Source organism: Microvenator marinus (assembly GCF_007993755.1).
GTDB lineage: Bacteria > Myxococcota_A > Bradymonadia > Bradymonadales > Bradymonadaceae > Allomicrovenator > Allomicrovenator marinus.
Genome location: NZ_CP042467.1, coordinates 1,964,224 through 1,985,548, shown reverse-complemented (window position 1 = coordinate 1,985,548; position 21,325 = coordinate 1,964,224). Strand labels below are relative to the sequence as shown.

Annotated in this window: 21 protein-coding genes; 9 read left to right on the top strand and 12 right to left on the bottom strand. The window is 56.0% G+C overall.

The annotated features are described in order from the left end of the window. Positions 1–16: 16 nt before the first annotated feature. Positions 17–1,825, bottom strand: a complete 1,809-nt coding sequence (locus FRD01_RS08320; RefSeq protein ID WP_146958931.1) for a thrombospondin type 3 repeat-containing protein — start codon at positions 1,823–1,825, stop codon at positions 17–19. A 221-nt stretch (positions 1,826–2,046) separates the two neighbouring features. Between FRD01_RS08320 and FRD01_RS08315 the strand changes: the two genes are divergently transcribed. After that, positions 2,047–2,907: a universal stress protein gene (locus tag FRD01_RS08315; RefSeq protein ID WP_146958930.1), complete on the top strand. Its 861-nt coding sequence runs from the start codon at positions 2,047–2,049 to the stop codon at positions 2,905–2,907. Positions 2,908–2,910: 3 nt separating this feature from the next. Here the strand turns inward: FRD01_RS08315 and FRD01_RS08310 are convergent, their stop codons facing one another. From FRD01_RS08310 to FRD01_RS08290, 5 genes are read right to left on the bottom strand one after another with little or no spacing between them, the layout of a single operon-like run. After that, complete coding sequence (locus FRD01_RS08310; protein ID WP_146958929.1) at positions 2,911–3,408, bottom strand: hypothetical protein; 498 nt, start codon at positions 3,406–3,408, stop codon at positions 2,911–2,913. Positions 3,409–3,410: 2 nt separating this feature from the next. Then, the gene (locus FRD01_RS08305) at positions 3,411–4,139 is read right to left on the bottom strand and encodes a PorT family protein (protein ID WP_146958928.1); all 729 of its coding nucleotides are present in this window, start codon (positions 4,137–4,139) and stop codon (positions 3,411–3,413) included. A gap of 42 nt (positions 4,140–4,181) precedes the next feature. Further along, positions 4,182–5,471, bottom strand: a complete 1,290-nt coding sequence (locus FRD01_RS08300; protein WP_146958927.1) for a replication-associated recombination protein A — start codon at positions 5,469–5,471, stop codon at positions 4,182–4,184. 29 nt (positions 5,472–5,500) lie between these two features. Further along, positions 5,501–5,809: a hypothetical protein gene (locus tag FRD01_RS08295; protein ID WP_146958926.1), complete on the bottom strand. Its 309-nt coding sequence runs from the start codon at positions 5,807–5,809 to the stop codon at positions 5,501–5,503. A 10-nt stretch (positions 5,810–5,819) separates the two neighbouring features. Beyond that, entirely contained in the window at positions 5,820–6,902 is a 1,083-nt protein-coding gene (locus FRD01_RS08290) for a hypothetical protein (RefSeq protein WP_146958925.1), read from the bottom strand. Positions 6,903–7,035: 133 nt separating this feature from the next. Between FRD01_RS08290 and FRD01_RS08285 the strand changes: the two genes are divergently transcribed. Further along, a complete protein-coding gene (locus FRD01_RS08285; protein ID WP_146958924.1) occupies positions 7,036–8,505 on the top strand; it encodes a deoxyribodipyrimidine photolyase in 1,470 nt (489 codons plus the stop codon). Here FRD01_RS08285 and FRD01_RS08280 read toward each other — a convergent pair. From FRD01_RS08280 to FRD01_RS08265, 4 genes are all read right to left on the bottom strand, one after another. Then, positions 8,502–9,872 carry a hypothetical protein gene (locus FRD01_RS08280; RefSeq protein WP_146958923.1) on the bottom strand — a complete coding sequence of 457 codons (1,371 nt, stop codon included), beginning with the start codon at positions 9,870–9,872 and terminating at the stop codon, positions 8,502–8,504. The two genes, FRD01_RS08285 and FRD01_RS08280, sit on opposite strands and share 4 nt — an antisense overlap. A gap of 66 nt (positions 9,873–9,938) precedes the next feature. After that, on the bottom strand, positions 9,939–10,562 hold the full coding sequence (locus tag FRD01_RS08275) for a DUF924 family protein (RefSeq protein ID WP_146958922.1): 624 nt from the start codon (positions 10,560–10,562) through the stop codon (positions 9,939–9,941). Positions 10,563–10,575: 13 nt separating this feature from the next. After that, the gene (locus FRD01_RS08270; protein ID WP_146958921.1) at positions 10,576–12,033 is read right to left on the bottom strand and encodes a sigma 54-interacting transcriptional regulator; all 1,458 of its coding nucleotides are present in this window, start codon (positions 12,031–12,033) and stop codon (positions 10,576–10,578) included. After that, positions 12,030–13,742: a TIGR01548 family HAD-type hydrolase gene (locus FRD01_RS08265; protein WP_249756115.1), complete on the bottom strand. Its 1,713-nt coding sequence runs from the start codon at positions 13,740–13,742 to the stop codon at positions 12,030–12,032. The genes FRD01_RS08270 and FRD01_RS08265 overlap by 4 nt, the downstream gene beginning before the upstream one ends. A gap of 68 nt (positions 13,743–13,810) precedes the next feature. On the opposite strand from FRD01_RS08265, the gene FRD01_RS08260 reads away from it, so the two are divergent. Both FRD01_RS08260 and FRD01_RS08255 read left to right on the top strand, forming a co-directional pair. After that, positions 13,811–14,797, top strand: coding sequence for a cation diffusion facilitator family transporter (locus FRD01_RS08260; protein ID WP_146958919.1), 987 nt, complete (start codon positions 13,811–13,813; stop codon positions 14,795–14,797). A 17-nt stretch (positions 14,798–14,814) separates the two neighbouring features. Next, positions 14,815–15,570, top strand: a complete 756-nt coding sequence (locus tag FRD01_RS08255) for a hypothetical protein (protein WP_146958918.1) — start codon at positions 14,815–14,817, stop codon at positions 15,568–15,570. Between the two features lie 3 nt (positions 15,571–15,573). On the opposite strand, the gene FRD01_RS08250 is transcribed toward FRD01_RS08255, so the two are convergent. Beyond that, entirely contained in the window at positions 15,574–16,302 is a 729-nt protein-coding gene (locus FRD01_RS08250) for a hypothetical protein (RefSeq protein ID WP_146958917.1), read from the bottom strand. Between the two features lie 120 nt (positions 16,303–16,422). Between FRD01_RS08250 and hisB the strand changes: the two genes are divergently transcribed. The 4 genes from hisB to FRD01_RS08230 are packed head-to-tail and all read left to right on the top strand — an operon-like array spanning position 16,423 to position 19,079. Then, complete coding sequence (hisB, locus tag FRD01_RS08245; RefSeq protein WP_146958916.1) at positions 16,423–17,004, top strand: imidazoleglycerol-phosphate dehydratase HisB; 582 nt, start codon at positions 16,423–16,425, stop codon at positions 17,002–17,004. Next, on the top strand, positions 17,004–17,615 hold the full coding sequence (gene hisH, locus FRD01_RS08240; protein ID WP_146958915.1) for an imidazole glycerol phosphate synthase subunit HisH: 612 nt from the start codon (positions 17,004–17,006) through the stop codon (positions 17,613–17,615). The genes hisB and hisH overlap by 1 nt, the downstream gene beginning before the upstream one ends. After that, positions 17,609–18,361 (top strand): imidazole glycerol phosphate synthase subunit HisF, encoded by a 753-nt coding sequence (hisF, locus tag FRD01_RS08235; protein ID WP_249756114.1) that lies wholly within the window; start codon positions 17,609–17,611, stop codon positions 18,359–18,361. The genes hisH and hisF overlap by 7 nt, the downstream gene beginning before the upstream one ends. A gap of 31 nt (positions 18,362–18,392) precedes the next feature. Then, the gene (locus tag FRD01_RS08230) at positions 18,393–19,079 is read left to right on the top strand and encodes a DUF4336 domain-containing protein (RefSeq protein WP_146958914.1); all 687 of its coding nucleotides are present in this window, start codon (positions 18,393–18,395) and stop codon (positions 19,077–19,079) included. Here the strand turns inward: FRD01_RS08230 and FRD01_RS08225 are convergent, their stop codons facing one another. After that, positions 19,080–19,874: a protein-tyrosine phosphatase family protein gene (locus tag FRD01_RS08225; protein ID WP_146958913.1), complete on the bottom strand. Its 795-nt coding sequence runs from the start codon at positions 19,872–19,874 to the stop codon at positions 19,080–19,082. 122 nt (positions 19,875–19,996) lie between these two features. Here FRD01_RS08225 and hisE point away from each other — a divergent pair, with 122 nt between their 5' ends. Next, positions 19,997–21,250, top strand: a complete 1,254-nt coding sequence (hisE, locus tag FRD01_RS08220; protein WP_146958912.1) for a phosphoribosyl-ATP diphosphatase — start codon at positions 19,997–19,999, stop codon at positions 21,248–21,250. Positions 21,251–21,325: the final 75 nt, after the last annotated feature.

The following is a 21,325-nucleotide window of genomic DNA, read 5'->3' as shown; positions in this document are numbered from 1 at the left end:
AAATTTTAGACCGGCATTACTGGCCGATACAGACACCGACAGTGTCGTTCGGGCCCTTGGCGCAAACGCCACCGCAGCAATCGTCATCAACAAGGCAAGTCGAGTTAATCGGACGGCATGGAGGACCACAAACGCCGTTCTCACACGAGTTGTTGCAGCATTCCGCGGCGTCAGTACAGGACTCTCCGTCAAACTTACAGTCTGGGCATCCCTCGTCGATCACACCGTTACAGTTATTGTCGATGCCGTCGCAGATTTCTGGGCTGCACTCTTCGCAACCTTCATCGATCTCGCCGTCGCAGTCGTTGTCCTGGTAGTCGCAGACTTCCTCGCCCGGTACGCAAGGCGTTGCGCAGCCCATCGTAATGCGTAGCGGCGTCACAGGACCGTTTGGATCGAGTGAACGAAGCGTGGTGCAAGACTGGCCGTGAATGGTCAACGTGTTGTTGTTCGCGTCGTAGCTGTAGCCGTTTGCAGGGTCGCGCTGGATGTAGTTGCCACCAACTTCAACCCAGATCTTGTTTCCGTCTGGCGGAACTGGGTTGAGCGTGTACGAGCACGAGATCGCGGCACTTGCGATATTCTGAAGCGCCGTTACGAGGGCTGCCTGGCTATTGGCCGTGTAGAATCGGTCGTTACCGGGAGCGTCTGTTCCGCCGGCTTGTGCCACGTTATTGAGGTTTCCTTCGAAACCGCCAAAGTTGTAGGCCACCACGTAGACCGGGATGTTTTGCGCAAACAAGGCCGCAGCAGCGCTGACCGAGCCGGTCTGCCCGCCACAGTCATTCGGATCACCGTCGGTGATCAGAACAACCGCTTTTGTACGGACAGCGTCGTTCGGGTCACCAGCTTCAGCGAGACGATTCTGTGTACGAAGCGCATCAAGTGCACCTGCGGTTGGCGTTCCGCCGCCCGGCGTGACGCCTGACCACGATGCTTTCAGAGTTGCAGGTGCGTGGAGTCCCATATCGAGACGGTGCTCGAGTCCTGGGCATGAACCCGTTTGGTAGGTTCCGAAACCAAATCGGATATCGCCCGAAAGTTGGTCCGCGATTTGGTCCAGTGCTTGACGGGCACTTCGCATGGGCTCCGCATTGATCCCTGAGCCGCCACCAAATCCCATGGAGCCAGAGCGGTCGAGGAGCACGTAAATGTTCGGCTCAACGAGCGTGAACTCAGATTCCTGATTTCCGCAAACCTGGCCGACAGGCTGAGGCGAGCAGGCATCACCCACGCCGTTACCGGAAGTGTCGGTTTGGTCGTAGTTTGCCACATTAGGGCAGTTATCACAGGCGTCTCCGAGGGAGTCTCCATCGGCGTCCGCCTGATCAGGATTTGCTACGCCTCCACAATTATCCACGCTATCAGGCACACCATCGCCGTCATCATCACGATTTGGGTTGTAGAGTGAACCCGGGTCCACGGTATCAGGGTCGCAAGCGTCCCCGACGCCATCGTTGTCGGAATCTGCCTGATCGAAGTTCGCAATATCAGGGCAGTTATCACAAGGGTCACCGATTCCGTCGCCCTCTGAGTCCGCCTGATCGGGATTTGCAATTCCCGGGCAGTTATCAAAGCGATCTAGGAATCCGTCGCCGTCTGTGTCCGCAAACGGGTCTGTATTACCGCCCGTTGAATTATTATTGGTGTTGTTCGTCCCACCAATCGTGTTGTTGTTGGTTCCGCCACCGACCGAGCACTGGCCAGTTACCGGATTAAAAGACTGACCAGAGGGGCATTCGGTCTTCTTGCCCGACGGTCCATCCGTGTCAGAACAGGAAATCATCAACAGCGCCAGGGCTGCAACGTAAAGTTTTCGCGTCATGGTTTCTCCCGAGTAAAGCTCATCCACACAAAGAGTACAGATTCCGAGCCGCGGATACAATATCTCACGCGCATGATACCTACATGTAAGGGAGGGTCAAACTGCTAGATGTCGATTTGAGCTTGGAATTGTCACAATTGTGAGGAGATTTGAGTGTGGCGATTGATGCGCGGGTTACGCTCAATTACCGTGACCAAGAAATTTTCAAAGGTGAGGTTGTCATGACGATTTTAGTTGCAACAGATTTCTCAGAAAACGCCAAGTCTGCGGTAAGGGTAGCGTCGCTACTATCTCAACGCTTTGACGAGCCTCTAACGCTTATGCATGCCGTAGACTTCGCCGGCGATGATAACGCCTGGCGTGTACTCTACGAGACTGCAGACGAGATCGAATCGGCCGCTTCCAAAGAAGCAAACGAAGAGCTCAAAAAGACCTACGAGGCGGCCGTGCCTGAGTCTGAGCGAACGAGCTACACCACCGTGGTGCGATTTGGACAGCCTGCCGAAGCGATCATCGAGGAAGCAGAGGCGCGCAAGCCAAGCTTTATCGTGGCTGGAACAGTTGGCGAGAGCCGTTTGCAGCACTTGTTCTTTGGGCGGACGACAAACCATTTGGTTCGTGAGACCAAAGTCCCCGTTTTGGCGGTTCCACCCCTTAAAAGTGTGGAGCCTTTCAAGCGCATTCTCTTCGCCACCGATTTTAGTGCCGGCTCCGAGGCCGCATTGAAACACGCGAAATCCCTCGCGGATCGGTTTGGGGCTGAGCTCCACGTGATGCACGCTGTGGACGTGGATCACGAAGTCGTGCGTCCTTCACTTGGTGCGTTGATGGCTGATATTCGCCCGCACGTAGACGCCCTTGTCGCCAGCCAAAAGGAAGAGCTCGCCGCCCTCGGGGTTGAGCATTCGTACGTTGAAGTTGGGCGTCCGGATGCTGCGATCAAGAAATTGGCGGCCAAACTCGACGCCGACCTCATCGTGATGGGAACGCACGGCCGAAAAGGCTTTGCGCGTTGGTTCCTCGGAAGCACGGCGGAGCGCGTCTTGAGAAACTCCGAGATTCCCGTCCTTGTAGTGTCTTGAATCTTAGCGACCAAGCGTGATGTGCATGGTCGGCGAGATGATGAAGAATAGGGCGACCAAGACGATGGTGGCGGCGATTGTACGGTGCAGAGTGAGCTTCGACGCCGAGTGCGTCTCACGAATGTAGAGCCTTAGAATCGTGTAGATGGACATGCCGCAGAGGAAGTTTAGCGTCGAGCGCGCAAATTGTAGCTCGAACGCCGACCAACGTCCCAAATAGTACTCGGTAACCCCAAGAATAATGAACCATGTCGTGCCGGCTAGCCCCGTGAAAATGGCAGCCTGCCGCAACGGAACGCGCCATTTTAACGTGGCCATCGCCATCAGCGCCGTGCCGAAGGGGCCGAAGAAGAATCCGGCGTAGAGCACAAGGATGGGATAGATAAAGAGCTCTCGGCTCGGGCCCGACTTGCCCTGAAGGCCTGCGCGGTGCCGTGCCTGGGTCCACATCTCTTCAAATTCGTTCTGGGACACAAACTCTTTGTCTTTCTTCTCGCTCATGGCTACTCGTTTCGGACCAGGTAATCGAGGCCCACGCTAAGAGCAAAGAACCAGTCCCAAGCCACTTGATATGCCCCAGGCTCTGCTGCGGAACGATAATTATCAAATCGCTCGCGCGTGGTTGTGGCCACGCTAGGGTCCCAGGTGATTCTGAGGTCAACTGGGACGATGAGGCTTTCGGAGGCTTGCCAATCGAACCCGATCACCGCGCCAACACCCACGTGGGTGACCGGCGTAGTGAGCAATGGTTGAGGATCGCCCGGTAGATTCTCTTCGGTGATCGTCGATGTGGTGCCCATTCCTAGAAGGACTTCTGGACCAAGTGAGAATCGGTAACTCAGGCTCTTTGACTTGTTGGAAATCCCTACCATCATCGGAAGATGAATGGTGTTCGCATCAAAGACCACCGTGCGACTTTGACCGGTGGAAGGGCTGCTCGCCGAGCCTTCACCGCTATGTGAAACCCAAAGAAAGTCTAGCGCCACATAGAGATCCCCGACGCTAAGATTCGCCACGGTTGCCATAGCACCCAAACCGCCGCCGAACCCGAGTCCGGAATAGCCTGCGCCACTTAGGAGCGTAGGCTCGCCGGCCGGATCGTTAGGCGGCGCCATATGATTAAACCCGACGATGGCCTTGGCGGAGACTCGAACCGGCTTGGTCTGAGCCTGAGCAGAAAGTGGTAAGATGACGGCACTTAAGATGCCGGCAATAATCGCCCGCTTTATCATTGAACACCTCAAATCAATTCATAAACTAGAGGCGGTTTACCGCTAATCCTCACCTTGGGCAATGTTGGAGCGCGCTTGTCGAAGCTCCTCGAGTCGGACTCGGATCTTGGCTTCGTCGCCCTGATCGCTGGGTTGGTAGTAGATGGCCTTGGAGAGCGGCACGGGCAGATAATTTTCGACCACGTAATTCCCCTCGAAATTATGTGGGTATTTGTAGCCTCTGCCGTGCCCGAGCTCTTTGTGCAGCTTGGTGGGGGCGTTCAGAAGATGCTTAGGAAGGGGCGCATTGGGGTGCTGCATCACATCGCGCCGAGCGTCGCGATACGCCGTGAGAACAGCGTTAGATTTTGGAGCACACGCGAGGTAGGTCACGGCCTGAGTCATCGGGAGTACACCCTCAGGAAGCCCCATGAGCCGGAAGGCATCCGTAGCGTCGAGCGCCACACGCAACGCCGCCGGATCAGCATTCCCGATATCCTCGGAAGCGAAGATCACCATGCGTCGCAAGATAAAAAGAGGGTCCTCGCCGCCTTCCAACATTCTGACCATATAGTGCATGGCTGCGTCGGGGTCGCTTCCGCGAAGACTTTTGATGAACGCCGAGACGATGTTGTAGTGCTGCTCTCCGGCCTTGTCGTAGTTGACGATCACACGTTGTGCGGCGCTTTCGATATGCGCCTTGGTGATCTCAATATGTCCGGCGGTGCCTTTAGGATTGGCCGCTTGTGCCGCGACTTCCAAGGTGTTTAGCGCCGACCGTGCATCGCCCGATGCGTGATGTGTTAATGCTTCCAAAGCCTCATCACTCATCCGAAGTTGGAGCGCACCAAGCCCGTGTTCAGCATCGCTCAAAGCCCTTAGAACAATCCCCTTGATCGCTTCGTCTGAAAGCGATTCGAGCACCAAGACCCGTGTGCGAGAGAGAAGCGCAGAATTAACCTCAAAGGCGGGATTCTCAGTAGTTGCACCAATGAGCGTGACATCTCCGCGCTCAACATGAGGGAGCAAGGCGTCTTGCTGGGCCTTGTTGAAGCGATGAACCTCATCCACAAAAAGGATGGTCGGCTTCTTAAAGAGGCCTTGTTGGTTTCGGCGCGCCGTCTCTACGGACTCGCGAATATCCTTCACGCCGCTCAGGACAGCGGAAAGCATCACAAAATGTGCGTCGAATTCACGCGCGAGCAGCCCCGCGAGAGTGGTCTTGCCGGTTCCTGGAGGTCCCCAGAGAATAATGCTCGGCAGCCGTTTGGATTTGATCGCATTGTCCAGAAACTTGCCCTGGTCCAAAAGATGACCCTGACCTACGAACTCTGCGAGAGAGCGAGGCCGCATGCGTTCGGCAAGTGGTGTCTGGTTCGGGTTCAATCGGGCGTGGAGGGGTCCATATGGTTGCCGGATGCGGCGGGAAGAATGCGGCCCGCTGCACGGGGTTTGACGGTCTCTTCGGCCATCAACTCCACCCTTCGAGCACGGTTGTCTCGGTGGTTCGGCGGGTTGTCTGGAAGTTCTTCGCGAATCTTGGCTTCGATATGCTGTGGAATGTCCACAAAATTCGTTTTGTACGACTCACAAACGGGGCATTCCATCTTGGGTTGGCCCCCAAAATAGGCGAAACCGCACGTGCGACACGTCCAAATCATGGCATGAACGAAAGTATCGTATTGGGACATGAGCTACTCCTCAGGACGCCGATTGCGCCGTCTTGATCTCTTTGTACTCGGCTTCGTACATCGCGCGTGACTCGCTGACGATTTCGAAGTTCTTCTCATTGAAGTCGATATCGACTGTTCGTGCAATCGCATTCATCTGCAGCGCGATATCGCGCAACTCATCGCACATTGTGCTGAGTTTTTGAAGCTCTCGAGTCTTGCGGTCTTTCCCCGCGAAATGCTCGCGGTACTCGCCCATCACGTCATTGGCCGCTCCACCGAGCACGCCGGCGAGGTCTTGGAGCGTTACTTCTTCACGCGCTTTGCGGATTTCGACGATCTCGCCGCGGTACATCTCAAGGTTCTGTCGAACGATTTCCATGTTTCGCTTGTTCACGTCCGAGGAGTAGCCATCTTTATCGAGCTGCTCCATCCGACGCTGATAATCTTCAAGGTTGGAGATCATGCGCTGGATGAGCTCGGGGCGGCGGCTAAGGCGGCGCTTCCCGGCGAAATGGCTGTTGTAGAGAGAGAACTGGTTGTTGGCCAAAGTAGCCAGACGACTCGCCTGCTCCTCCTGGGTGCCCGTCTCGCGAGCTCGCTCGATCTGCACGACCTCGGTCTCGTAGGCTTGTTTCTGGGTCTTCACGGTCTTGAGGTCTTCAATAGTCGCTTTGACGCCGTGGTCAGCGATGAAGTTCATCTCACGCTCGATCTCGTTGAGTTCTTGGACCAACTCTTTGAGCAAGAGTACGTCCCGAGTTCCACGGTCTTGTCCCGCGTAGTGCCGCGTGTACATGTCAAACACCCGGTTCGCCTGACTCGCGAGCCTCGCCCCTTCGATAACGTAGGGATTCTCTTGCGCTGCGCGAATCTCTTTTTGCTCTTCGCGATAACGCGTCAGGTTTTCCTGAGCGGTGTCGATCAACGTCACAACGGCTGGATTGGTACCCATTTCACGTGCGTTCGAGATGAGTTTGCTAAGGCGTGCAATGAGGTCGTTGAGCTCTTGCAGGTTGCGGGTCGCTCGTGGCTGACCAGCAAATCTTGCGCGATACGTCTCATAAATCTCGTTGGCGTCGTCTTTCATCTCTTGAAGGGTCGGCTTCTTCATACATTCTCTTCTAAAGTCAATGGGGCGCGGACGGTCTACCGGACGCCCTGAAAAAAAACAAGCTTCTCTGTCTTTGCGTGAGTTCCTTTGCGGCCTCTCGTGCATCCTAAGGCCGACCAAGCGGAGCTAAAAATTGGGCGTACCACAATCTCGAATCACCTCTTTGAACGACAAAGGTCTAAACACGCAAGGCAACTATGTCTTGTACTGGATGATTGCCAACCGTCGGATGTCGCATAATTTTTCGCTAGATCGTGCGATTGAGTTGGCGAAGGCGCAAAACAAGCCGCTGGTTGTGCTCGAAGCCCTTCGTCTGGGCTACCAGTGGGCGAGCGAAAGGCTTCACGCGTTTATCCTCGAAGGTATGCTCGATAATATGCGAGATGTTGCGGGCGCTGACACCGATTTGACCTATCTGGCCTACGTTGAAAAAGAGATTCCCAAGGGAAAGGGGCTCCTGGAACATCTGGCTAAAAATGCGTGCGCCATCGTCACCGACGACTTCCCGTGTTTTATGCTTCCGAAAATGACGGCCGCCGCGGCATCAAAGGTCAACGTAAAGATGGAGATGGTGGATTCTAACGGGCTCTACCCCATGCGGATTGCGCCTCAGGTCTTCCTCCGTGCCTATGATTTTCGCCGACACCTACAGAAAGAGCTCAAACCTCATTTTGACGACTTTCCAGAGCCGGCTCCGCTCGAGGGACTCAAGCTCGGCCAAGCTGAAGTGGACACCGGTCATTGGCCCATGATGGACGAGGTAGGTCTGGAAGACGCCCGTTCCCTGGTCAAAGAGCTGGACCTCGATCACACCGTCAAGCCCGTGGATTATAGAGGTGGGAGGCAAGCTGCGCTGGAAGCCCTGAGCGCGTTTAAGTCTAGGTTCAAACGCTATGGCGAAGACCGAAATCACCCTGACGACGATGTGGCGAGCGGACTCTCGGTTTGGCTACACTTTGGGCATATCTCAACGCATGAGATCTTTCGGGAGCTCGTACCGAACTTTAAGGTGTCGCAGCTTGCTGCCAAAGCGAACGGCGCGCGCGCGGGTTGGTGGGGCATGGACGAACACGCCGAGTCTTTCCTCGACGAACTGATCACCTGGCGCGAGCTAGGCTTTAATATGTGCGCGCTTCGGCCGGACGATTACTACAAATACGAGTCGTTGCCCGATTGGGCCCAACAAACGCTGGAGGAACACGCGAGTGACCCACGAGAATGGGTCTACTCCCTAGAAGAGTTTGAGAAGGCCCAGACGCACGACGATGTCTGGAACGCCGCACAGAATCAGCTAATCCGGGAAGGTCGCATCCACAATTACCTCAGGATGCTCTGGGGAAAGAAGATCCTCCATTGGAGCGAATCCCCTCAAGTGGCGCTCGAAATCATGGTTGAGCTCAACAACAAGTACGCGGTGGATGGCCGCGACCCCAATTCCTACTCCGGGATTTTCTGGGTTCTTGGCCGCTACGATCGCGCCTGGGGGCCGGAGCGTGAGATTTTTGGGAAGATTCGCTACATGACCAGCGAAAGTGCCATGTCGAAGCTACGGATGAAGGAGTACGTCAAGAGGTACACCGCGCGCCAGGGCTCGCTTCTCTAGATACACGTGGCGCCGCCATCGGCTGCGGCGTTCGGGCAGTAGGTTGCAGCATCATTCTCTGCAAGGTTTAGGTTGGTGATGCGGCAGTAGAGAGTGTTGCCCGAATCATCCGTTGGAAGTCCCACAACCATGGCTTGGCAGGCGGCTTCGCACGCTGGAGTATCGGCATAGAGCTCGTATTCAGCCGTGCAATTGGTGGCTGCCAGGGTGCAGTAGGTCTGGCAGAGATCGGCGCAATCGGCGTCGTTGTCGGGGCGGCAGTTGGACGGGCAGCACTGATCAGCTGTAGCTGAGCACGAGGTCACAGGTGCAAACGAGCACTCAGCCGTACACATCTGCGCGTCTCCCATCAACGTGTCCGTGGTACACGCGTCGTTATCATCGCATGCCGTGGGGCACGTTGCGATCGGGTCACACGTTTCGCCAGTTTCGATGGTTCCGTTATCACAGACGGCATCGCAATCATTGTCGTTGTCGGGTGTGCAGGTGGCCGGGCAACAACCGTCGTCGTCTACGCACGCTGTGATTGCGGCGTTGGCACACCTTGCGTTGCAGAGGTCGGGATCGCCCTCAAGCGTGTCCACGGTGCAGGCGTCGCTATCGTTGCACGCGGCTTCGTCCGGACATGCGCCGTCCATACCTGCCTCGATGGCGTTATCGCAGGTCTCCTGGCCCGTGACCTGCGCATCACCGCAAGTGGACTCACAGTCATTATCGTCTTCCAGTGTGCATCCGGGGGCGCAACATCCATCGTCGTTTACGCACTCGGTGATCTGGGCGTTGGAGCATTGGGCTGAGCAATTTGATGCGCTCCCGGTCAGCGTGTCCACGGTACATGCGTCACCGTCATCACAATCCGCCTCAGTCGGGCACGTATCGGGCGGGTCGCACGACTCGCCCTCATCTACCACGCCGTTATTGCAATTTTGCGAGCAGTCCAAGTCGTTGCTTGGTGTACAGCCCTCCGGGCAGCACCCGTCGTCATCGACGCAGTTGATGATCACAAAGCTCGCGCATCGTGCGTCGCAGTCGAGCGGCGCGCCAAAGAAGTTTTGTTGCGTGCATGCGTTTCCATCGTCTTCGCAGGCGCTTGGGCACGCGCCATCTCCCGACTCGATGGCCGAATCACAGGTCTCGCCAGGGTCTACGTTGCCGTTCCCACAAAAGCTCGACTCGCATTGGAAATCCGTGTTGCATGCGTTCCCAGGACCACAGATGCCGCAAATACCTCCGCAGCCGTCCGTGCCACATTCTTTGCCACCGCACTCGGGCGTGCATTCCCTATTTGTATTTGCTTCGCCCTGACAGCCTGTGCCGATTAAGGCGCTGATAAATAGTAGGGCAGGACCGATGATTCGCGACTTCATATGGAGCTCGTCTTGAGTTGTTCGGCGAATCTTAGACGAAACCGTCCGATAGGTTAAACAAAAACCTTATCTGGAGGTTGAGACCTTCTGCCCAAAATGCACGTCGTCTCGCTTTAGGAACTCAGTCTCGGCCGGTGTGTTTTCACGCCCCAGAATGTGGTTGCGATGCGGGAACCTGCCGAACTCGGCGATGATTTCGTGATGCTTTACGGCGTAGTCCACGAAGCCTTCGTATGTCTCACGGGCGTCCGGGTTGGCCTTCTCGCAGAGCTCACGCATCAGCTTTACGCAGAGCTCCTGATCCTCAAGCGATTCAGAGTGCTCTAGCGGAAGGTACATGAACGTGGTCAAGAGCGGATGTACCTTGAGCGAGAACCCATTCTGAATGCCGTGTTTGGCCCACTTCAGGGCGATGGGGTCATAAGAAAACGCCTCTGGCTTTCCACGAAAGATGTTTCGCGGAAATTGGTCTAACACGATGATGAGCGCCCCAAGACCTTCTGGCGTTTGAGCCCAAGCGTCGAGTTCACCCGACTTAGCTTTCTCCAAAGTTCCCGAGTAGTCGTCTCTCAAGATTTGGTCGAGCTCGGGGCCTCCACGAAACCATTTACCCATCTGCTCTTTGGATGGTGAATGTTGGTCGGGGTCGAGACCCATAAACCAGAAGTCCAGTATGTCTTGATAGGTCAAAATGTCTCCATTTTCATGGGTTTATCTCTTCGAACTCAACTACGTACTTCTTTACGGTTCTCCGGTCGAGGCCAAGTCGTCGCCCAACTTCTTCGTAAGACGCGTACTTTTGGTACATCGCATGGCAATAGTGGCTCAGGAGCTGGTTGGCATCGAGCTCGTCTTCCAACAAGGAGAGAGTCAATGGGTTCTGAGTCCTGGGTTTGCGATCTCCGTCATACGTCCCACGCACAACGACCTGCCGAATGCATTGTTCTAATTCTCGCACATTTCCCGGCCAGGCGTAGTCGGGGCCTAAGCGGTCAATCGCAGCGAAGACTTGGTCGGAAAGCACTTTCTCGGCTCCGCCTACAATGCGGGTCACCAGATGTTCAACGAGATTTGTGAGCTCGTCCGGATCTTGTGCAATACGTTCGCGCAGCGGCGGGATTTCGATGACGTCGCTGCAAAGGCGGTAGTAGAAATCATCTCTAAACCGCCCATCTGCCCTCAGCTCATGCACTGGCTGATTCGTCGCGGCAATCACTCGCCCCTGAAAGGCTAGTTGTTCTCGGCTTCCAACGGGTGAGAAGACGCGCTCCTGAAGGACCCTGAGGAGCTTGATTTGAATGGGAATGCTCACCTCGCCGAGTTCGTCGAGGAAGATGGTTCCGTGAGTTTGGCATTGCTTGAACACGCCCTCCCGCGACTCCTCGGCGCCGGTGAACGCGCCTTTCACGTGGCCAAAAAGCTCTGATTCCAAGAGCGTTTCCGCAAATTGGGAGAGATTGACGGGCACAAACGCGCTCGTGAACGAATGTTCAAATCTTGAGTTGGCTACGTCGTATTCGATCCAGCCCGACTGGCCAAGCGCCTTGGCGACTACCCCTTTACCGGTGCCTGTTTCGCCGATCAAGAACGTGCTGAAATCCTCGAGTCGGTTCCACAAGAGTCTCTCGTAGAGGGCGAGGTCTTGAGTAAAGACGGTTCCCCAAGCGCGCTCTCTAAGGTTGCGCATCACGCGAGACTCTCCGACCAAGTTGCGCGACAAAAAAGTAAACGCGCGCCGAATCTGGAAGAAGAAGCTGATGACTCTACCCGCGTTGACTTCGGTGTACCCATACCTGTCTAGCGCCCTGATAATTTCAGGTCCGCAGGCGAGTTTCAATGGCTTGTGCCCGGCCTCGGCCTGGGCCTTGATATGGGTGTCAAAGTGGTCGGCAAACTGGTGGAAAAGTTGAAAGAGCACCGCCATCTTGAGCGGTTGTCTGTCCTCGGGTGCAAAGTCACGAAGCTTAAAATCGCCAAGCCGGTGCATGCGTTTATTGACCTGTGCCAACATGCTTTGGATGGCCTTCTCGCGGGACGCGTTGGCCTCGAGTCCTGCAATCGCCAGATCCACGTTATGCCGCTGAGCGCTAAAGGGGTTGGAGAATCCAGCGGATTCGACCAGCTCGAAAAACTCTCTGTCTTGTGCACTCAAGGACTTCATCTTTTCTCCACAGGTCGGGAAGGTAGCGAAACGTGCATGGCATTCTCTAAGACCCAGGCAGCGCCGGCTCCAAAGAGGTGTGACTCGGATTGTTCTCCGGGCGCTTTGACGCCCACTGGGAGCACGCCCGCAGAACGTGCGGCTCGCATATCGTCTGGGGTGTCACCAAACATCCATCCCCTCTCTACGCCGAGGCGTTCCAGCGCGAGTTTTACCGGAGCTGGATTAGGTTTCAAAGGTGCATCTTCCATACACACCAGGGTCTCAAAGACACCTTCGAGACCGAACTGAGCTACAAAACGCTCAGCATCTCTTCTGGGTCTCCCAGTGACGGCAGCAAGCCGGAATCCGGTCTTGAGCGTTTTGAGAAACTCGAGCTCCACCAGAAGCTTTTCTCGAGTCCAGAGGCCGGGCGTATCTTGGTCGCCATGATAGAGCCCCTCAAAGACCGCCTTGACGCGTTCAAAGTCAACCTGCGTGCCTGCAGCACCCAAAAGTTCGTGGGTTACGACCCAGTCGTTGTTGGCGTTGCCACGCGCCTTGATGGCGGCAATATCCTCAACGGAGATCTCTACTCCAAAATGTCTGGCGGTCTCGATGATGGCCGATCGATACGATGCGGAGACGTCCACCAATACCCCATCAACATCGAAGAGCAGTGCTTCGGGGCTGAGCGCGCAACCAAGGGCGTGGAGAAGGCGCTCAAAGTCGTTTGCATCGCAGGGTAGGCTGATGCGGCTCCACGGTCTCAAGTCTACGGGTCCCGACTTATCTGGCCACGCGCGGATTCCTATTCCGAATCCGCTCAGCGCATCGCGAAGCCATGCCCCGTTTTGACCTGCGGAGGAGACGTCTGCGAGCAAGAAATTCGCCTGTGAAGGTAGGGTTTGAAGCCCTAGTTCTTTGAGCTGCAGCGCCAGGGCTGCTCGCTCCATCTTTACGCGTTCAACATTGGCGCGCATGTCCTCGGCCTTCCCGAGTGCCTGTTCCGCCGCGAAAATGGACAGCGAAGACGTAGGGTAGGGTCCTCCGGCGGCCCGAATCGTGCCAACGATTTCGGGACTTCCAATGGCGTATCCGACACGCAATCCAGCAAGCCCCCACGCCTTGGAGAAGGTTTTGGTGGCTACGATATTAGCGCGCTGGCTAACGAGCTTTTCAAGGTCTTGATTCGCAAATTCTGTGTACGCTAAGTCGAGCAGAATCACAGCCTCGGGCAGCGCCTCTGCCAACTCCAAAACAGTCGTAGCCTCGATGGTCGCACCCGTTGGATTATTGGGTGTGACCAGCGCCAGCACACGCGTGTCTGCGTCGCAAAGCTCAAGCAGACGCGCCGCATTCAATGGGCCGCTCCACCACTCGAGATGGCGGACTTCGGCACCAGAGAGGCTTGCGTATTTGGCGATCATTTCGAAGCCCGGAAGGGTCATGACGAGATTCGACGACGAGTCTAAATAGGCTCGGCAAATACGGTCGATGGCGTCGTCGCCGCCGTTGGTAACGACCACTTCATCGGGGCTCAGCCCATGCCTGTGCGCAATCATCTCTTCAAGCACGCGTCTATCGGGGTACCGGTTCAGCGGCCCGCTCTCCCCGAGTTCGGCCGCACTGATGAGTGCTCGGCCCTCGTTGGCGTCGAGTCTCAGATCGATTGGTGCCTGTGCGCGAGGGACTTTATAGGAGGACTGTGTTAGACGTGATTTGGGCATGGTTTCCTCATTCGTGCCCGCTAGGTATGGCCGAGCAAACCCGAAGGTGCAAGCCGAAGTGAGAAAAGATGGCGTCAAACCAACGCTATAGCGCGCTGCAGTGGGCGGTATTTGCGCTCCTTGTGAGCGTGGGGCTTGTGGCTGCAAAAATGGTGGCATTCTTTCTTACGGGCAGCTCCGCCATTCTCTCGGATGCCCTGGAATCGCTGGTCAATATCGTGACGAGCGGTTTTGCGCTCTTCGCCGTGTGGCTGAGTGCTCAACCGCGTGATCGCGAACACCCTTACGGGCACGGGAAAATCGAATATCTAAGTGCGGGAATCGAAGGGATCTTGGTGATCGTGGCGGGGATCGTCATCATGGCGGTTTCGGGCTGGCGCATCTTAAACCCTCCGGAGCTGCACTCGCTCGGACTCGGTGCAGCCTTGACGTTGATCTCAGCGGTGATTTCGGGCGCGGTAGGCGCGTATTTGATGAAGGTTGGCCGAGTGTTGGAGTCGCCATCGTTGGAAGCTGATGGCGTGCACTTGCGCTCCGACGCCGTCACAAGCCTCGGGGCCACGCTCGGAGTCTTCTTGGTTTTCATCACGGATATCGTGGTGATTGACGCAATCGTGGCGGGATTGCTGGCGATTTGGCTTCTCTGGGAAGGCTTTGGCGTGGTCCGGCGCGCGGTTGGCGGCATCCTAGACGAGGCCTCGCCCGACCTCTTGAACGAAATCGCAGAGGTCTTAGAGGAGGTGCGAGAAGAAGGCTGGACGGCCCCGCACCACGCCAAAGTGCATCGCCTTGGACAGACGATCCATATCGACCTTCACATGGTCTTCCCACGCTATTGGACGATCGAGGAGACGCACGAGGCGAGCGTGATTATGGAGCGCGCTATTCGCCGCCGGTTTGGGGCCAAGGCGGAGCTCATGGTGCATATGGAAGCGTGTCGGCCTCAAGGTTGCGCGAGCTGCGACATGAGTGAATGCCCGTTGCGTGAGTCCGAGTTCTCAGGCCGCGATGCGTGGACCGGAGAACGGATCGCGCTGAGCGTCAGGCATAAATGAGGCGCCGGCCGGGGTCCATGGCATTGACTTCCGAAGAACCTTTGGAGTTTCACGTTTTTCGAGCCGATTTGGGAGAGGAAGTGGAGCTTCTGAAGTGCACTCCAACTGAGTGTACGCAGATCAAGACCTACGCTGGGCAACAACCCAATTTCGCGGCCGTTGAGGATGACGGGAGCATGATTCTGGCTCTGAAGACGAGTGATGAGTTTAGGATTATCCGCATAGCGCCAAACGCTGAATATGCCGAGAGCGTGACGAATATTGAGCCTCGCGAGGACGTAGACTGGTTCTTCGCAGACCTCGTCAACGCCGAGAGTGGTCCCACGATCCTCGGTCTTTGGTCCCCTGTGCTCCTTCCTAAGTTTTCTCGCGACCTCGTTTCCGGCGCTGCTTCGCCTCAGTTTGAGGAGTGTGGACAGGGAATTCCTCAGGGGATTCGAGGGTCGGACAACGTGTTGTACACCGGGAGCGCTGTTCGGGTCACGAACTGCACCTCACCCACGAAGCTCCTCGACGGAAAGGTCAAGAGTATCGACTACCTGGAGGACCAAAACCTCTTGGCATACGTTTTGGACTTGGCGCCCAACGCGGGCCCGCTTGGCGTAGTCCTCGATGAGACGCAGATCGAGATCACCCCCGGTATGAATTTTGTGCGTGCAGAAACACTGGGCAACGATCTCTACGTGCTAGCCGGAAGCCAGGTAAACGGACTCTACCTCTACGAAACCTCGCTCGACCAAGACGCCATCACAGCCTGTCAAGGCCTTCGATAGGCTTCAATAGCATCCAGACCATGCGCAACGTTGTGGATTGTTCACGGCGGCCTGGCACCGCTTATAGGTGCCTTCTTGGCAGCCGGTTGCGTCTGTCTCTCCTCGGTTGCAGTTGCTCTCAGGATGGCTTGAACAACACTGAGACGTACACGAACCGTCACATAAAAAAGAACCTTCAGGGCAGGTGCAACTTCCGCCCACGCAGACTCGACCTCCAGTACAGAGTTGGGCCGATCCTGCGCATACTCCTGCGCGGCACTTGTCGTTCATGGTGCAGGCATTGCCATCGTCACACATCGTATTTTCGGGTAGTAGAGCGAACTCGCAGTCAAGTCCTGCCTCCGGGTCGCATACGATTTCTTGACAGGGCACTGGCATAAAAGGGGGAGAGCACGCGGCGGGAGTACCCGGCTGGCAAACACCCTCCACGCATGTTTCCTCACCATTGCAACTGATTCCGTCGTCACATGTGGTGTCATCGCTACACTCGGGTGGGTCGATATCTGTTGCAATGTCTGACTCTGCGTCCGCTTCTTGGCTTTGGTCCGGCGTGTTGGAGTCAGGAGTTGCGTCTTCTACGTTGAGGTCGGTTGCGAGGTCGCTACTGAAATCATTTCCAATATCGATCGGGATACCCGAATCGCGAACGTCTGGTGGTGAGGTCGCGGGTGGCGCCTCGATACAAGCGGTAAGCAATAATGCGGACAGAGGTGCAAGTCTTTGAAATATCATTGTATAAATTCCATCTAGGCCAATGAGAACGCTCTGCGGTCTCGCGAATCAAGTCATCAGTTCCCAAGTGTACTCCGATGCAAAAAGCTGTACAACTAGGCGCCCTTGTTAGGAGGCCGTGTGAGGAAAGCATCTATCGAACGAAAGACCTTAGAGACCGAGATTCGGCTTGAGTTGAATCTGGATGGGCAGGGGTTATCAAATATCAATACGGGCATCGGGTTTTTTGACCATATGCTTAACGCCTTGACCAAGCATTCCGGCTTTGACATCGAGCTTGAGTGCAAAGGCGATCTACACGTAGACGACCACCACACCGTTGAGGATTGTGGGCTCGCCTTGGGGCAAGCAGTGGCTGAGGCGTTGGGGGATCGGCGAGGAATCGTGCGGTTTGCGCACGCCTATGCGCCCCTTGATGAGGCGCTTGCTCGTGCGGTTGTGGACCTTTCAGGACGTCCGTGGCCAAGTATCGACCTTGGGCTAAAGCGCGAGAAGATCGGTGAACTCTCATGTGAGAATATCGGGCATTTTTTCGAGTCCTTTGCGATGACCTCCAAGATGTCTTTGCACGTAGATGTACTCAAGGGAAACAATGACCATCACCGCGCTGAGGCAGCCTTTAAGGCGGTAGCTATTGCTCTCAAGGGTGCCGTGAGGTCCGACGGTGGCGCCGGAATACCAAGTACCAAGGGTGTGCTCTGATGCGTGTCGCAATCGTTTCGACGGGCGTTGCGAACGTGGCTTCCGTCAAGGCAGCTTTTGACCGTTGCGGCGCTGAGAGTTTTCTCACTCATAGTGGTAGCGAAGTCGAATCGGCTAGTCATGTGATGCTGCCAGGTGTTGGGGCGTTTGGCCCGGGCATGAAGGCCTTGCGCGACCACCAGCTAGTGGACGCCCTCGTGAGTAGAGTGGCGGAAGATAGACCCACCATGTCCATTTGTCTCGGGCTGCAGCTCCTGGGGCAAACAAGTGAAGAGACGCCCGGCGTGGGCGGACTCGGGGTGTTCGAGGCTCATGCTCAGAGATTTCCGGACACAGTGCGTGTGCCGCATTTTGGCTGGAACGAAGTCGTTGCTCCCGAAGGCGCAAGGTTTCTGGAGACTGGTTTTGCGTATTTTGCGAACTCCTACCGTTGGACTGACGTGCCCAAGTGTATCGACGGGAAGTCGAGTCTGGTGGCGACTACCACCTATGATTCAATCTTCTACAGCGCGGTCGAGAGCGGCAATCTGCTAGCCTGCCAGTTTCACCCCGAACTATCCGGACCGTGGGGACTTGCCCTCATCAAGCGTTGGCTGGAGGCATCATGCTAAGAGTTCGAGTCATTCCATGCTTGGATGTCAGCCATGGCAGAGTGGTCAAAGGCGTGAAGTTTCAGGGTCTGCGTGATGTAGGCGCCCCCGACGAAATGGCTCAACGCTACGAGGAACAAGGGGCAGACGAGCTTGTTTTTCTGGATGTTTCCGCGAGCGTCGAGGGGCGCGATAACCAGTTAGAGACGGTCCGAAAGGTTCGCAAAGCGGTCTCCATTCCGGTCACGATTGGGGGCGGTGTCCGAGAAGTTACCCATGCGCGGCAACTCCTGGAAGCCGGGGCCGACAAAGTCACCATGAATACCGCGGCGGTGCTAAGACCCGAGCTGATTCGTGAAATCTCCGAGAGTTTCGGGCGGCAATGCACGGTTGTTGCCGTGGACGCGAAACGCGATGGAGACTCGTGGAAAGTGGTCATCAAAGGTGGCCGTGAGATGCTCGAAATCGATGCCATTGAGTGGATTCGTCGTGCCGAAGAGTTCGGGGCAGGCGAATGTCTCCTCACGAGCTGGGACCAAGACGGCACGCGAGAAGGCTACGATTTGGAGTTGATTCAAGCGGTCGCACGAGTCACGCATTTGCCGATCATCGCCTCGGGTGGTGCCAATGGTCCCGAGCACTTTGTGGATGGACTTAACGCAGGCGCCAGCGCGGTTTTAGCCGCCTCAATCTTCCACGATGGTGATATGACGGTGAGGCAAGTCAAAGAGTCGATGGCGGCTCAGGGCGTAGCGATGCGCCTCTGAAGCCTATTGAATATTGGAACTGGAGCCTAAAATGTTGAAGCAGATTTTTGAAGATGTCCCGGGCCTCTGGGAGATACCTGGAACCGTGAAAGCAGCGGGCTTCACGCTCCCTTGTCGAGCCGTGATCTTCGAGACGAGTCCCGGACACCTCTGGATGTGGTCGCCGGTCAGAATGGATGCTGAAACCATCGAAGCGGTCAAAGCTCTGGGTTCCGTGGATGTACTGGTTTCACCGAGCTTGATGCACCACCTTTTCATGGGTGCAGCCCAGGAAGCCTTTCCAGACGCGGTGGTTTGGGCACCGAGACGGCTCAAGAAAAAGCGACCAGACCTTCGAATTGACGAGGAGCTCCGCGAGGACGCGTTTGAGGACCTGGGCATCAAAGCGTTTGCTGTCAAAGGCGCACCTCTTATGGATGAGTGGCTCTTTTATCACGAACCCACAAAGACTGGTCTTGTCTGCGATATTGTCTTCAATTTGGGCACCGAGATGGACCTATTCTCAGCGTTTGTGACCACCTTGACGGGAACGCGTGGGCGTCTTGCGCTAAGTCGTCTGGTGAAGTTTGCCGTCAAAGATCGGGCCGCAGCGTCCGTGGCTGTAAAGGCCTTTCTTGAGATGCCCTTTGAGAACTTCGTGATGGCGCATGGCCAGCCATTCCAAGGGGCGGACGCGAGGCCGAGAGTTCAAGACGTTCTCAAGTGGTTTTCCAACTGATCACGTAGGCCACTTTGAGAGGCGATAAGTCATCTCCCTGGCGATATCAGGGTTCTGAGAGTTAGAAAGCTTTACCAAAAGAGCTCGTGCCTCAGGCGTGCCGATATCAAACAAGAGCCAGCTAAACCATTTCGCAATCACATCGTGGTCTGAGCACGTATAGGCAAGGAAGTCGAAGCCTTGTTCGAATACCGTCTCAATATAAGGGATCGAGTCTGGGTGGCCTATGCGTTGAAGCCCGCGTGCCACCGCCTGATGTCTTTGGTGGTCGGGCGAGATAAGCAGTTGGTTCTTGATGTCTATGAACTCGTCAATGGTAGAGGCGAGTAGGTCGTCGATGGCATCGTCCGTATCTTCCGTCTCTTGTGCAGGAAGTAGGGACCGGACGGTCTCTTCAAGGTTCCAGATTTGACACCACTTTTGAACTTGGCCCACAAGTTCTGCGGGAGCGGACTTGAGAGCAAGTTCCGATTCGTCCCGAACCACGAGCCAACATGACATCAAGAAGCCCGTTCGCCTCTCGTCCGAGGAGTGGAGATAGACACTTCCCCCATCGTTGAGTTCGGCCTCAATCGTGTCAATTGCCCGTCGGATCATTCGAGTATCGAAGTCTTCTTCCGCCGGAGGGATGGGGAACCGTCGGTGTTGGGCACCTGTTGAGCTAAGTAGTTCAGCGTACCCGGGTCGTTCATCAGGGAGAGTGAGGTCAACGAAGAGTGTCGGCGCCACTTCTATGCCGGAGTGGGGATAGGGTCCGACATGAAAATTGGGGGCGATGAGTCGGTGGTGAATCATTGGTGTATAGTCTCGTCTCGTGAGGCAAGACGCAAGCGGCTAACTTCCAGCCGATGCTTGAAGCCGTGTCTAATTGGGCATAGATTCGCGGCATCGGTATCCCGAGAGCAGGAGTTGATGAAATGATCGTGCCGAGTATTGACCTCATGGGCGGAAACGCCGTCCAGTTGGTGGGCGGAAAAGAGCTCAAAATAGATGCAGGGGACCCACGACCGATCGCGCGCAAGTTTGCCATGGCTGGAGAGATTGCCATCGTGGACTTAGACGCGGCTCTTAGGCAGGGAGACAATACTGAGACCATCTTAGAGTTGTTGAAGATTGTGCGTGCCCGTGTGGGTGGTGGTATCCGGGACGTAGAGACCGCGCGTAAGTGGTTAGATCTGGGCGCGGATCGAATCGTATTGGGGACTGCTGCAACGCCAGAAATTCTGAGTCAGCTCCCTGCAGAGAGGGTGATTGCCGCCCTTGATGCCGTGGAAGGGGAGGTGGTGGTCGACGGTTGGAGAACCAAGACCGGCGCCAGTATCACCGACAAAATGGCCGAACTCGCCCCTTATGTATCGGGCTTCCTTGTCACTTTTGTGGAGAAAGAGGGGAGGATGCAGGGAACGGATATGGGGCGCGTGGCCGGCTTGATCGAGGCAGCCCAGGGGCGAGAACTGACCATCGCTGGAGGCGTGACCACGGTGGAAGAGATTGCGGAGCTAGATAGGTTGGGTGTGCACGCCCAAGTGGGAATGGCTCTCTACTCGGGCTCAATGGACTTAGGTGCTGCGATTGCCGCGCCTTTGAAGTCAGACCGTCCTGATGGTCTTTGGCCAACTGTGGTGACCGACGAGCGAGGGCAAAGCCTCGGCCTTGCGTACTCATCTCTCGATAGCATTAAGAAGGCCTTGGAACTCGGCCAGGGTGTGTATCAGAGCAGAAAGCGGGGACTATGGATAAAGGGGGAGTCGAGCGGGAACACTCAGGAGCTTCTGGAGATCGTCTTGGATTGTGACCGGGACGCGTTGAAATTTGTGGTGCGCCAGCAGGGTGAGGGTTTTTGCCATCTCGGGACTGACACCTGTTTCGGGGATTACCGCGGGCTTTCGGGGCTGCTCAAGACCACTCAGGAGAGGTTGGAGCGCGCGCCTGAGGGTTCTTATACCAAACGTCTTCTGGAAGACGATGCCTTGTTGAGAGCGAAGCTCGTCGAGGAGGCAGGGGAGCTTGCGGATGCTCAGGAGGCCGACCACGTGGCTCAAGAGGCCGCGGACCTAATCTATTTCCTGAGTGTGGCTCTGGCTAGACATGGTGTGGACTTTGCTGAAGTAGAGCGAGTCCTAGATAAGCGCGCGCTCAAGATTACGAGGCGTCCTGGGAATGCGAAGTAGAACTTATCATTACGGTACGAAACGTTTCGTACTTCAACGTTCCTGTGTCTAATGCGGTACGAAACGTACTGTGTC